General features: G+C 44.5%; 10 protein-coding genes. 2 read left to right on the plus strand and 8 right to left on the minus strand.

Features of this window, described 5'->3' with window-relative positions; genetic code table 11:
• Positions 1–5: 5 nt before the first annotated feature.
• From C1N53_RS12055 to murI, 8 genes are all read right to left on the minus strand, one after another.
• Positions 6–1,073 (minus strand): family 43 glycosylhydrolase, encoded by a 1,068-nt coding sequence (locus tag C1N53_RS12055; RefSeq protein ID WP_240773206.1) that lies wholly within the window; start codon positions 1,071–1,073, stop codon positions 6–8.
• Between the two features lie 139 nt (positions 1,074–1,212).
• The gene (locus tag C1N53_RS12060) at positions 1,213–2,751 is read right to left on the minus strand and encodes a RagB/SusD family nutrient uptake outer membrane protein (RefSeq protein ID WP_137759551.1); all 1,539 of its coding nucleotides are present in this window, start codon (positions 2,749–2,751) and stop codon (positions 1,213–1,215) included.
• Between the two features lie 22 nt (positions 2,752–2,773).
• On the minus strand, positions 2,774–6,181 hold the full coding sequence (locus tag C1N53_RS12065) for a TonB-dependent receptor (RefSeq protein ID WP_137759552.1): 3,408 nt from the start codon (positions 6,179–6,181) through the stop codon (positions 2,774–2,776).
• Between the two features lie 82 nt (positions 6,182–6,263).
• On the minus strand, positions 6,264–7,328 hold the full coding sequence (locus C1N53_RS12070; protein WP_137759553.1) for a FecR family protein: 1,065 nt from the start codon (positions 7,326–7,328) through the stop codon (positions 6,264–6,266).
• A gap of 204 nt (positions 7,329–7,532) precedes the next feature.
• Entirely contained in the window at positions 7,533–8,156 is a 624-nt protein-coding gene (locus C1N53_RS12075; protein ID WP_137759554.1) for an RNA polymerase sigma factor, read from the minus strand.
• Positions 8,157–8,378: 222 nt separating this feature from the next.
• Positions 8,379–9,554, minus strand: coding sequence for a glutathionylspermidine synthase family protein (locus tag C1N53_RS12080; protein WP_137759555.1), 1,176 nt, complete (start codon positions 9,552–9,554; stop codon positions 8,379–8,381).
• Between the two features lie 108 nt (positions 9,555–9,662).
• Positions 9,663–10,214 carry a hypothetical protein gene (locus C1N53_RS12085; protein ID WP_137759556.1) on the minus strand — a complete coding sequence of 184 codons (552 nt, stop codon included), beginning with the start codon at positions 10,212–10,214 and terminating at the stop codon, positions 9,663–9,665.
• A 128-nt stretch (positions 10,215–10,342) separates the two neighbouring features.
• Complete coding sequence (murI, locus tag C1N53_RS12090) at positions 10,343–11,146, minus strand: glutamate racemase (RefSeq protein WP_168194019.1); 804 nt, start codon at positions 11,144–11,146, stop codon at positions 10,343–10,345.
• 324 nt (positions 11,147–11,470) lie between these two features.
• Between murI and C1N53_RS12095 the strand changes: the two genes are divergently transcribed.
• Entirely contained in the window at positions 11,471–11,980 is a 510-nt protein-coding gene (locus C1N53_RS12095; RefSeq protein ID WP_240773207.1) for an RDD family protein, read from the plus strand.
• A gap of 84 nt (positions 11,981–12,064) precedes the next feature.
• Positions 12,065–12,451: an SPW repeat protein gene (locus tag C1N53_RS12100; RefSeq protein ID WP_137759558.1), complete on the plus strand. Its 387-nt coding sequence runs from the start codon at positions 12,065–12,067 to the stop codon at positions 12,449–12,451.
• The last annotated feature ends 36 nt before the right edge of the window (positions 12,452–12,487 follow it).

Raw genomic sequence — 12,487 nt, forward strand, 5'->3', positions numbered from 1 at the left:
GGCTTTTACTGCACTTCACCGCTTGGCTTATCGTGTCTGATGTTAATGTTTGCTGGTTCACCGAAGTTGGGGGTTCCGTCTGCATTCCAGCTAAACTTCTGAATACGGGTATTCCTGGTGCCGCCACAGCCTTGTCCGCTTAAGGTATTGGCATGATAGATAATCCAGTCTTCCGTTCCGTCAGGAGATGTAAAGAAACCATTATGCCCAGGGCCGTAAGCACCATTTGCCGGATTTTTAGATAAAACCGGTGTAGCCTTCTTTTCCCAATCGTCTGCACTCATAGGATTACCTCCTTCTTTTAAACGAAGCATACCCAAAGAATAGTCGTCCGTCCAGCAGCCACTGCCGGAGTAAATTAAAAAGACATCGCCTTCTTTGTTCTTCAGGATAACTGGTCCTTCATTTACCAAACCATTCATTTCCCAATTGTAAGTCGGCCTCGATATCATGACCCGCTCACTGCTAATGGTCCAGGGGTTACTCATGGTGGCAATGTAGATTTGCTGCCTCCCCGAATTACTACCCGGATCGGTGCCCTCCCAGCCTGACCATAAAAAGTAAAGCTGGCCTTCGTGCTCCAGCACAGTTCCGTCAATGGCCCATTTATCAGAAGGATCACTTATTTTACCTTTAAACTCCCAGGTGCCTGTTGTTGGATCAGGAGAACTGTTTTCTATAACATACATGCGATGGTTCTCATCGTTCCCGTCGTCTGCAGCAAAATAGCAGTACCACTTGCTAGCTACAAAATGAAATTCAGGAGCCCAAATATTTCTTGAGTAAGCCCCGGTAGCAGGGGGTGTCCAGATTGTTTTGCTTGATGTAGCCCGAAGTTGTGTAACAGCATTGGTTTTATAGATACCTATCCTGTTGCCCATGGTGTGGGTATAATAATAAATGCCATCTTTCTGTGCCACCCACGGATCAGGTCCGTTCGTCATAATAGGGTTCGTAAAAGTGGTATTTGTATTAAAGGCGGGATCATTCCTGGGTGCATCTTCCTTACCACAGCCGGTTAAGAAAGAAAGCTGAAAAAATAAGAAGAGGCTAATAACCATGCGGTATTTCATGAGAGCTTGTTTTACAAAAGGTTTGGAAGTCATTTTAGTAGAGAAAGAATAATGTTATTTAACCAAAGTAGCTTATACCAACAGCAATAAAAAAGAGGGTGCCGACCGATTCAGAGTACCAGCACCCTCTTGCAATTTCTTATCGCCAGCCTTCGTTTTGAATCAGGTTAGGGTTAATGTCAATTTCCTGCGTCGGAATTGGTAGTAACTCATGCTTGCCCACTACAAAATTACTGAAAGCAGGATCTCTCTGAACTAGCTGAGGCCCCAGATCACCCCATCTTGCCAGATCATTCCAGCGATGGCCCTCTCCAGTGAGTTCTGTAACTCTTTCATGCTTTAACTGTGTTAAAAAGCTCTGCTGATTTAGTCCGGGCATGACATCTGTTAAAGGGGCCAGGCCTGCTCTTTGTCTAACTCTGTCCACATACTGGTAAGCCTGTGCAGTCTGCCCAGTCGCATTTAAAGACTCCGCGTACATCAGCAGCACATCCGCATACCGAATGTAGCGCCAGTTATTAGGTGAACTATAGCCTTCCTGGTTTTTCCAGTGGTCGTTCAGGAATTTTCGAAACCACACACGTTCATTATCGGCACCATAACGTTGTGCAAAAGATTCGCCATAAATCATTGTATTTTGAGGGCCTCTCTCATCGGTGTAGTTAAAAAGGAGCGATGCAGCTAAGCGAGGATCTCTTCCTCCACTGGTAGTTTCCTCTTCCAAAAACTCGTCTACTAACCACCTGCGCGCTTCCCCATCAGACCAACCAACACCAGGAGGGGCAAAAAACTGGGCTATGGAGGTGCCTGTGTTTAGATTATCTATGCGCGGATCTGTGTCATCATCATGGTTTTCAGCAGGATTCATCAGAAATTGCCATTCAAACACTGATTCCACATTATTCTCTGTACTTACCAAGAAATTATCCCGATAGTTAGGCATCAGATTATAGATACTCTTCCCTTCTCCTTCCACAAGCCATGCGAGTGGCGTTAAGGCTTCATTATATTTTCGCTGCTGCATCAATGCCTTTGCTAACATGGCATAAGCAGCACCTTTTGTGGCTCGTCCCAGGTCACTGGGGTTGTCGTATCTGGCTGGCAGACTATTAACTGCCTCTGTCAGGTCAGCTTGAATCTGCGCCCACACTTCTGCCTGAGTTGCAGTTGGAGGCACATCCTCAGGTGTCGAAGGCTCCAACATAAGCGGCACATTTCCCCACAAGGTTACCAGGTGATAATAGAAAAGTGCCCTTAAGAAATGAGCTTCCCCTATCAACCGCTGTTTCAGATTAGCATCCATATCAATACCGGGAACATTCGCAATAACCTGGTTAGCTCTGAAAATACCTACATAGTTGTCTCTCCAGATATCGTAGGCATTGCCGTAGTTATAGTCAGTTACCAGAAATTGATCCATGTTATTAATAATATTAGGATCGCCACTGCTACTTCTACCTTCATCGGAGCGAATAATATAGTAAAAAGGCATCCATCTGGAAATTGCGCCTCGGTGCAGTGTGCTATAGATAGCATGTACACCTTTTACCGCCTCATCCGCATTTGTCCAGTATACTTCTACCGATGCCTCGTTTGGATTTGGAATATCTAATTCTTTCTTACAGCTCATCATAACCAAACCTACAGCCATTAATGAGCAAAGTATTTTCTTTTTCATATTTACTTCTTAAGTAATTTCCTTAAAATTCACCTTGAATGCCAACCGAAATGACACGGCTCGCCGGCCAGTTCCCGTTATCTAACCCTCTCTCCAGAATTCCACTTCCTACCACATCAGGGTCCAGTCCGGTATATTTGGTGATAGTAAAAAGATTCTGGCCACTCACAAACAGCCTTGAATTGGTGATACCTGCTCTTCCTAAAAGATTTGCAGGAAGGTTATACCCAAGTTCAACGTTACGAAGACGTACATAAGACCCGTTTTCCAACCAGCGATCCGTGTTGGACCGGTTGTTTAAATCTATGCCGGGATCTCCCTCTAATACACCTATTCTTGGATCTGTGGTATTGGTGTTGGTAGGAGACCATGGGCTTATATCGCGGCGGAAGTTAGTACCTGTGTAATCATCCAGTTCCCGTCTTACCCCATTATAAATGGTGTTCCCGAACACGCCTATTAATTGCACATTCAACGTAAGCTGTTTGTAAGCGGCATTAAATTGTGCGCCTGACTGTAATGTCGGCCATGGTGAGCCGGCAAACGTTCTGTCAGCATCGTTGATAGTACCATCTCCGTTCAGGTCAATATACCTGATGTCACCTGGTTGGGCATTTGGCTGAATAATGACACCGTCTGCATTTCTGTAATTATTTATTTCATCATAGCTCTGGAAAAGCCCATCCGTTTTCAGCACAAACCACTCTCCTAAAGATCGACCTACCTGCGTACGGGTATCGCCTGCTGTTATATAATCGATACCACCGGCTCTCCTGCCCACACTTTCAACTTTGTTTTTGATGGTGGTTATGTTTGCAGATACATCCCATTTAAAGTCGTTAACACTATTGCGGTAAGTAGCAGATACCTCAATGCCTGTGTTCCGGATCGAACCTGCATTTACAAACGGATCTCCGGTTAAGTTACCTAAGTATCCAGCTACAGGTAAGCGTAACAGTGCATCTTTTGATAAAGAGTTGTACAGCTCTAGAGAAAGCGAAACTCTGTTATTCAATAAACTGGCATCTAAGCCGATGTTTTTCACAACTCTTTCTTCCCACCTTAAATCCGGATTTGCCAGTGCGGCCTGGTATGCACCGAAATAAGGATTCTGGTCAGGGCCGAAAACAGCAATAGGGCTGTTGTTTATGTAAGAGGTATAATCCCACGACCCTACCGTAACGATTCCTAACTCACCGTATGAGGCATTAATTTTTAGATCTGATACCCAGGCTACATCAAAGAAGTCTTCGTTGCTAATTCGCCAGGAAGCCGCAACAGAAGGAAAGAAACCTGTTCTGTAGTTTTCCCCAAATCTTGAGTCCTGGTCTACACGACCTGTTAAAGTTAACAGGTACTTATCGTTATAGGTATAATTTATCCTTCCTAAGTAACCGTATATCCTGTAATCAACAGGCCTGCCACCATCTGCAGAAGGATCCCCTGTAGCAGAACCTATGGTCGTAAAGTATTCGTTATTGAAAACAGACAGATTGGTACGACCAGCTGCTGTTGTCTCACGAGAGGTATGCTGCTGTGTATAACCTAAAACACCATTAATATTATGCGCACCAAGTGTTTTGTTAAAGTTAACTGTATGCTCAAATAATAAGCTTAAAAACCTGGAACGCGCCTCATTTATAGAACTCGGCCGGGGTGCCGCACTCATCTGCCAGATACCAATTTTCCGGATATTACTGTTATGGTCGAAGCTCACTTCAGCACCAGCATTAAACTTATAGTTTAACCAGTCCAGGATTTTGACATCTGCATAGGCATTACCTACAAGTTTTGCATAGTTGTTTCTGGAAGATGCCAGGCTATTAACAGCCAAAGGATTCCAGGCATACGTTGTAGCCGCAAAAGAAGCATCAGGCACCGTACCAATTCCCCAGCCTTCAGGATTAGATTCTGTAATGTACCTGCTACCTCTAACAGGTATAACAGGCAGCATCTGAGGCATATCCAGAAAAGGATTTCCTTCTCCTGGAGATTTAGCAATTGTATTGGTGATGACCATGTTTTCACCAAACGTAACACGCCCCTTCTGGCTGCGGGTGTTTACCCGAAGGCTTCCCCTCTCAAATGAGTTCCCGATTAAAACACCCGTGTTATTAAAGTAACTACCTGACACTAAGTAATTACTCGTATTAGAACCACCAGAAATAGACAGGTTATAGTCTTGCATGTTCCCGGTTCTAAGCACCTCATCCTGCCAATCGGTATCCACATTCGGATCATAAGCAGAGCCGACACTTGTGGGAGGCGTTAATCCGGAGTTTTCGTATTGAATTCGTTGCAATTCAGCAAATTCAGCGCTGTTCATCATATCCCAGCGCTTCGGCACTTGCTGAATTCCGTATTTTGCAGAAAAGTTAACCTTTGCCGGCCCTTCTTTACCCTGCCTGGTTGTGATAATAATTACACCGTTTGCAGCTCTGGAACCATAAATAGCAGCAGCAGAGGCGTCCTTTAAAATCTGAATAGACTCTATATCGTTTTGGTTAATAGTGGTATTGGCATCTGCGATCATACCATCAATAACATAGAGCGGATCTGTATTGGTAAAGCTGGCGGCACCCCTGATTTCAATCCGGGCCATTTGCCCTGGCGCACCACCATTTCTTACCGTAACACCCGGTGCCAAGCCCTGAATTGATTCAGCCACCGAATTAGAGGTAACCCTATTGGCTGCCTCAGGATTGATAACAGAAACCGCACCCGTTAAATCACTTTTTCTTACGGTCTGGTAACCGATCACCACTACCTCATCCAGCACCTGGTTATCCGGTGCTAACTGTACATTTATGGTGGTTCTGTTTCCAATCTGCACCTCCTGTGTTACATACCCCACAAATGAAAACGCTAACACGCCATTTTCCTGCCCATCAGGCACTGCTAAGGTATAATTACCTTCGGCATTGGTAGTGCCTCCCACAGATGTGCCTCTTAAGGCAACCGTTACACCAGGCAGCCCCTCTCCGTTCTCATCTGTTACTCTACCTGTTACCGTAATAGCCGCACTTTTTTCAATTTGGGTAGCGGCTTTTACAGGAGTTGCCTCTCTGGGTTGTTCTGCACGAGGTAAAATCAGATAGGTGCTATCGTTAATCTTCTCCGAAGTAAGTTTCTGGTTATCAAGAATCAGGAGCAGCACCTTTTCCAGTTCGGCACCACTTGCTTTCAGTGCCTCTGCATCTGCATACTTCTTCGAAATCAGTTCACTATCATAGTTAAAGCTAACTTTATACCGTTTCTCAAGCTCGCCAAGTATATCAGCCAGTGGTTTAAAATTTGAATCGACTGACTCAAGTCTGTTTACAGGAGACTTGGCAAGCGCTGTAAGCACCTGTGCCTGTGCTGGTAGCTCCAAGCTAGTGCACAATACTATCGGCACCAGGAATGGAATCTTTCGTAAACGTTTCATCATTAATTTATCCTTAAGTAATTAGTCTTTAATAACCTGAATGGTGCATTGCAGCCCAACCGGGCTTTTCTGTTGGTATTATTTATTACGTTATTCTGATTTCTTTGTCTTCAACAGCTATCTCTACATCAAATAGCTTCTCAAGTGCGGTAAACAAAACTTGTATACCCGCTACAGGCACAGTACCTGTAAACCTTCTTTTAGCTAGCTCCGGATCGGCAAACGTAACCTGGTAGCCGTAGTTATCCTTCAGTATTCTGGCTACTTCGGTAAGTGGTGCATCTCTGAAAACTATCTCGTTACGCTTAAAGGCCGCATAAACATCCGGATCGGCAAGCTGCTCTTTATGCACAACCTGCTGCAGGCGCCCCAGTTCTATTAGTTCACCTGGCTTTAAAGTATTTTCATGTTTTGTGGCTGAATAAAGGCCAAACATTCTTTCTTCAAAAACCGAAAGCTTTACTTTACCCTCATTCAGTACAACTCTTGTTTTCTCGGGCCGCATGGTTACGGTAAACGTGGTGCCCAATACCTCAACAGCTACCCCGTCCTGCAGTTTCACCTGAAACTTCTGGTTATTGTATTGATGTGTTACAGCAAAAAATGCTTCGCCACTTAATTGTACCTCTCTGGCTTTTTCCTTGCTCCACTTGTTTGCATACCTGAGAGTAGAATTAGCGTTCAGTACTACGGAAGACCCGTCGGGCAGCTCTAAGTTTTTCACCTCTCCATAGGCAGTGCTATACTCCGTGTACTCCTCGTTACCGGAAGACAGAAGCCAGAACATAGCTACTCCCAAAACAAGCAAGGCTGCAAATCCTGCTGCTACCCTTGTGTAGAAGCCCCAGCCCCTGAGGCTATCTCCTACAGCAGGCTCCTCTGCTACTCTTAAATAACCGTGCTGTGCTTCGTGGGCATTTCTGTTACGTATGGCCTCCCACATGAAAGCTTTATCCTGCTCAGACAAGGTGTTACTGGTGCTATTTAAAGACTGCACCAAAGACTTTGCCTGCCGTACCAGTTCAGCCTTCTCCGGATGCTCGTCTAGCCAGGCTTTCCAGTGCGCTTCCGCTTCCGGATCGGTGCCATTTACCCAACTGCAGAAGTGGGCATCCAGCATTAAATCTTGTATGGTCTGGTAATTGGTCATGAAACTATACGTGCCTTATATTACCATAAAGAGCACATCTCTTGTGAGTGACCCATCACATTAAATATTTTTTAAAAAAATTTTAAATGAGAGATTGAAGGATGAATGTGGTACTTGTTTGCTGGAGGGCTTTTGCTTTCTAAAGGCATGTTTGACGACTTCGCCCCCGAAAGAAGGAGTTAGAGCAGAATTACAAGCATCTCCTTAAAAGGAGATGCAAAACAGCAGCAAGAGGAGGTACAGCTGAAATTCAGGATAAGAGACTAGTAAGGCAGGGGAATCTTTCTGCGCAGCAGGAAAATAGTTTTTGTGTAGCACATCAATTGCCCTGTAAATCAATTTATACACAGCTCTCGGTGTAATATCCATTATTCGTGCAATGTCTTCGAACTCCATGCTCTGAAAGAACCGCAGGTATATGGCTTCCCGCTGCCTCTCCGATAATTTACTCAGGGCATTTTCCAGCATTCGCTTCATAGAAGAATTATCTTCGGATCCGATCCACCTGTCTTCAGCAGAGTATTCTGTTAATGTATCTGAAGCTTCCATTACAATGGAACGTTGCCGGAGCGTACGCACCAACTCCCGCCTCAGCGAGCGAAAAAGATAATACTTAATGGAATTGGTTGGCCCAAGAGAGGTTCTTTTATGCCAGAGATTGACAAACAGGTCCTGCAGACAGTCTTTCACCAGTTCTTTGTCATGATTTAAGCTGCAGCCATAACTATAGAGGATGGAAGAGTACGTTTCGTAAATAAGGGCATACGCTTCTTCACTACCGGCACGGAAGTTATCCCAAATAATTTCTTCGTTTGCTAAACCCTTCATTTTTACCTTAACTGTTCTACCTCCTCAGTAAAGTATTAAAACTGGCTTCCAAGGTACTTTTAAAAAGTGAGCAATCAAATACATAACACTGATATTATGTCTCTAACGCTTCACCTTCGCCTGCATCTTAAGCCACTGAAGAAGTAATCACAGTACGTAATCAAAGAATAGTTGATCGCTATAAAACTATATTATTAGCAGGGGGAAAACTATAGCTTTAGACTACTCTACCCGGTGCGGCACAAACTGAGATAAGTTGGTAATAATTCCTTTCTCTCTACGGAAACCAATTGCACACCCCTCTCCTGCCCAGAAAACACCGGCCTGGTACTGGTAGCCGTCTTTGTCCTGAGGCAGCTCCACCCATTGCTGGTATACCTGTTGCTGTTCATCGTAATCGCCCTGCATTTTAGTTACCTCCCCCTTGTCTACTACCTGCACGCTCTGCCCTTCGCGGCCAAAGTACGGCTTGCGGATGTACTTGCCACTAAGTGGTTCTAAATCGGCTGCCAGCAAAAGCGGGTGGTAAGGAAATGCTTTCCACAACCAGGCCAACATTCCTTTGCTCTGGAAAAGCAGACTATAAGCCGGGTTTGCAATAGTAACCGTTCGGGTACGGGTTAAAAGTGTCAGGCTTGCCAGCAGTTCAGGCTCTTCCCAGGCAATCTCTTCCCAGGGCAATAACTTAAACAGGAAGGGAAACTGCTGCCACTGCTCAGCACCCACCTGTGCCCAAATGCCTTTTTCTTCTCCTTCTGTAGAAACGCTGATCTGATCTATCGGACAGAGATGGGCATCAAATCCAGCTTCGCGGGCAGCCTGAGCAATAACGGTACAGTTGGTTTCATCTTCGGCACTTGCACCTATATAGGTAAGCAATAGGTTCGGAGCCAGGTCATCGTTAAGCATACGCCAAGTTTTCAACTGCTCTACCAGGGCCTCATACAAACCAGAATACTGATTGGCGTCGTTTTTTCCGGCTGCTGCCAGACTAGCCCACTGCACAACGGCTGTTTCCGGAATAGAGGTAGCGGTATCGGCGTTAAACTCGATCAGTTTGGGTCCGTCTGGTGTTAAAGCCAGATCAAAACGGCCATAGAGATGCCACTGCCTTTCATCCTGCCACGAATGACGCACCAGTTGCCAAAGATTTTCGGGAATCCCCAACACTGTTAAAAAAGGATCCGGTAAGTCATCCGGCACGGCCTGTACCAGCATATCATAAAGCGTTTCGGTGGCCTCAAGCAACGAGTCAGCTTCTTTCTCTGGCAATAGCACTGCTTCTCCCGGCACATAATTCGCACAATCTTCTTCCACTACCCAATCCCAACCCAATCCACGAACAGCTTTATCAATATCGCCCTGATGTTTCTCCAGGCGAATAGTCAGATTATTCATACATCTCTGCAATTAGTTCAGCAGCCTGTTTCTAAGCTGCCATTTACTTTAAAGATTAGCCCAAGCTCCTGCCGATCAGGAGCAGGAGAATTATACCTTTTGCTGTGTTTAAGCGCCGGAGCCACTGCTGCGGCCATTAAAGAAACCGCTTCTGCCCGATCTTGGTGCAGCAGATCGCTGGCGGTACGACTGCACATTCTGGCGCCAGGTATCGGTGCGTTGCATTACGCCCGGGTTAGCATAGTAAGCAGGACGGGGTGCTGTCATACGGCCAGCCATAAAACCAAGGCCGCTCCACCACAACACGCTGCCCAGCCCGAAACCACCGGCTCTGTAGGTGCTTTCATTAGAAGCAACATCCCGCATGCGGTTCTCCAGCGCAAGCCCCTGCAGCGTATCCACTCGCCCATCGCTATACTTCAGAATAGCCATGCTCTGACCGGGGGCAGTAGTACGCTCATCTGTTATTTTCCATTGGTCAGGGGCTTCTTCTGTAAGTTCTGTTATAATGCCATCCGGTGCGGCTACCTCTTCTCCTGTGCTCCAGTCGGCGTTTCTGTTTGCACCGGAGTCGCAGGCAGACAAACCCATACAGGCTGCAGCTGCCACGATAAAGGCATTCCTTCTTATATCTCCTATAGATAAGTATCTTTTCTTCATTTTTTTTTATACTGATAATGAAATCAATTATTGCTTTAAAACGGCCTCTTTATCTAATATTGCTTTAAAACGGCCTCTTTATCTAAAGCAGGCAATCCTTCTTATTAGAACCCAGGTTTATTGCTTCCTTATTCCCAGAGCGGATAGTGCTCCAGGTGCACCTGTCTTTTAAAGAAGATACGGGTACTTTCTTCAAAAGAACGTGTAAAATCCGACACATAAAATTTATGGTCGCCCTGCTGCTTTTCCGCCAGCAAACCCTGTTCTTCCAGGAAAAGCTTTACATGCGCAGCCACAATCTGGCTGGCATCCAGCACATCTACTTTTCCCTGGTAATATTTTTCTATCTGCTTTTTTATAAGCGGATAATGGGTACACCCCAGAATAAGAGCCTCCACCTGCTGAAGCTCCGGATCGGAAAGGTAAGCATTGATCACACTTTCTGAAATGGAATCATTAAAAAAGCCTTCTTCGATCATGGCTGCCAGTAAAGGTGTTGCAACCGACTTTAAATATATATCCAGGTCCAGTTCATCTACCTTTTTCCGGTATACGTTCGAGTTTACAGTTTGCTTTGTACCAATCAGCCCGATTGTTTTCGCAGGATACGTTTGCCCTATATGCTGTACAATCGGGTCGATTACATTCAGCACCTTTGCTTTACTGCCCACATACTCTTTTACCAGTTCATAGGCAGCGGCAGAGGCCGAATTGCAGGCAATCAGGATTACTTTGCAATGCTGCCGGATAAGCAGATCACATATTTTTACAGCATAAGACTGAATTGCTGCTGTTGATTTATCGCCATAAGGCAGGTGCGCTGTATCACCAAAATAAATTATTCTTTCGTTGGGTAAAACATTAATAATAGCCTGCGCTACTGTAAGTCCGCCTATACCGCTATCAAAAACACCGATAGGCCTCTGTTTCATTTCTTGTACCATAATCGCGAAGTTATGGCAAAAAGTGTTAAAAGAAATGCTAGCCTGTCATAAGTAAGTTTTAGAATATAGGCATTTATTATAACAGGTGCTGAACGGCAGGTTCAACGACATAAATGATCTACATTATTTAACTATAACCATATTATTTTAAATAATATTTTGGTATATAAATAATTTTTTATACTTTTATCCTACTTATTGACGTCTCTGCTGAACAAAAGAATAAATGATACTTTCAGCCTGCCCTGCAGCTTCCAACAAAACTATTGGGCTTGCTCCTGGACTTCCGGAGCTGTATAGTGCTACCTTTTTATGAAAACACTCATGCCTGTAATGGCTTCAACTCCGACTTATAAAAAGCTGTCTCTCTACGGAGGCTTTACTACCCGCCTGGTTGCCTTTTTGGTTGACTCTACTATTATTGTGTTTTTATACTCTATTATATTGTACTCGGCATCTGACGAAACCATGCACCTTCTTTCGTGGAAAAGCATGATTGCCGATGGCTTTATCAGTTTCAAAGAAGCCAATTTTATTTTTAGGTCACTATTTTACAATTCTTACTTCCTAGTTCTTCACTGGTTTTATTATACTATTTTCGAATCGTCTCCCAAGCAGGCTACCATTGGCAAATTTACACTTGGCATGAAAGTGACCGATATACGCGGAAAGCGCATTAACTTTATTCAAGCCAATTTGCGCTACTTCGCCAAGGCTCTTTCTGCCCTGCCTTTCTTTTTAGGTTTCTTATTGATTATGAGTAGCAGACGCAAACAAATGCTGCATGACTATATATCAAAAACCATAATAGTATTTAGCTAAAATATTAACATAATACAAAAATCACCAACCTCCTCTGGTTACCTGCGTATATTCAGATCATAAATTAACAGAAAGGAGGACGTTATGAGATTTATCCCGACACGATTCCACGGAATCTTGGATTATATAGTAGGCATTCTGTTGATTGCCTCGCCATGGTTGTTCAATTTTGCTGCAGGTGGCGCAGAAACATGGGTGCCTGTAGTGATTGGTGCCATGGTATTGATACAAACTATCTTAACCGATTTTGAGGTAGGTATTGTTAAAATGATCCCAATGCCAACACACTTGATGCTCGACTTTGGTATAGGTGTTATTTTAGCGCTTTCGCCTTGGTTGTTTGGGTTTGCCGATCAGGTATATTTACCACATGTAATTTTCGGTGTATTTTCTATACTGGCATCGCTTACCACACACCGTGTGCCAAGCCGTGCATACAACACTAACAACGTACAAAAAGAAAGAATTTAAAGAAGACATCTCTTTGTAAAATAAAACAGGCTAGCC

Source organism: Pontibacter sp. SGAir0037 (genome assembly GCF_005491705.1).
GTDB lineage: Bacteria > Bacteroidota > Bacteroidia > Cytophagales > Hymenobacteraceae > Pontibacter.

Bases quoted from the DNA above. Each gene is read 5' to 3' on its own strand.
- C1N53_RS12065 (WP_137759552.1), bottom strand. From the start codon at position 6,181: ATGATGAAACGTTTACGAAAGATTCCATTCCTGGTGCCGATAGTATTG.
- C1N53_RS12085 (WP_137759556.1), bottom strand. From the start codon at position 10,214: ATGAAGAAAAGATACTTATCTATAGGAGATATAAGAAGGAATGCCTTT.
- C1N53_RS12100 (WP_137759558.1), top strand. From the start codon at position 12,065: ATGAGATTTATCCCGACACGATTCCACGGAATCTTGGATTATATAGTA.
- C1N53_RS12070 (WP_137759553.1), bottom strand. From the start codon at position 7,328: ATGACCAATTACCAGACCATACAAGATTTAATGCTGGATGCCCACTTC.
- murI (WP_168194019.1), bottom strand. From the start codon at position 11,146: ATGAAACAGAGGCCTATCGGTGTTTTTGATAGCGGTATAGGCGGACTT.
- C1N53_RS12060 (WP_137759551.1), bottom strand. From the start codon at position 2,751: ATGAAAAAGAAAATACTTTGCTCATTAATGGCTGTAGGTTTGGTTATG.
- C1N53_RS12095 (WP_240773207.1), top strand. From the start codon at position 11,471: ATGAAAACACTCATGCCTGTAATGGCTTCAACTCCGACTTATAAAAAG.
- C1N53_RS12055 (WP_240773206.1), bottom strand. From the start codon at position 1,073: ATGAAATACCGCATGGTTATTAGCCTCTTCTTATTTTTTCAGCTTTCT.
- C1N53_RS12080 (WP_137759555.1), bottom strand. From the start codon at position 9,554: ATGAATAATCTGACTATTCGCCTGGAGAAACATCAGGGCGATATTGAT.
- C1N53_RS12075 (WP_137759554.1), bottom strand. From the start codon at position 8,156: ATGAAGGGTTTAGCAAACGAAGAAATTATTTGGGATAACTTCCGTGCC.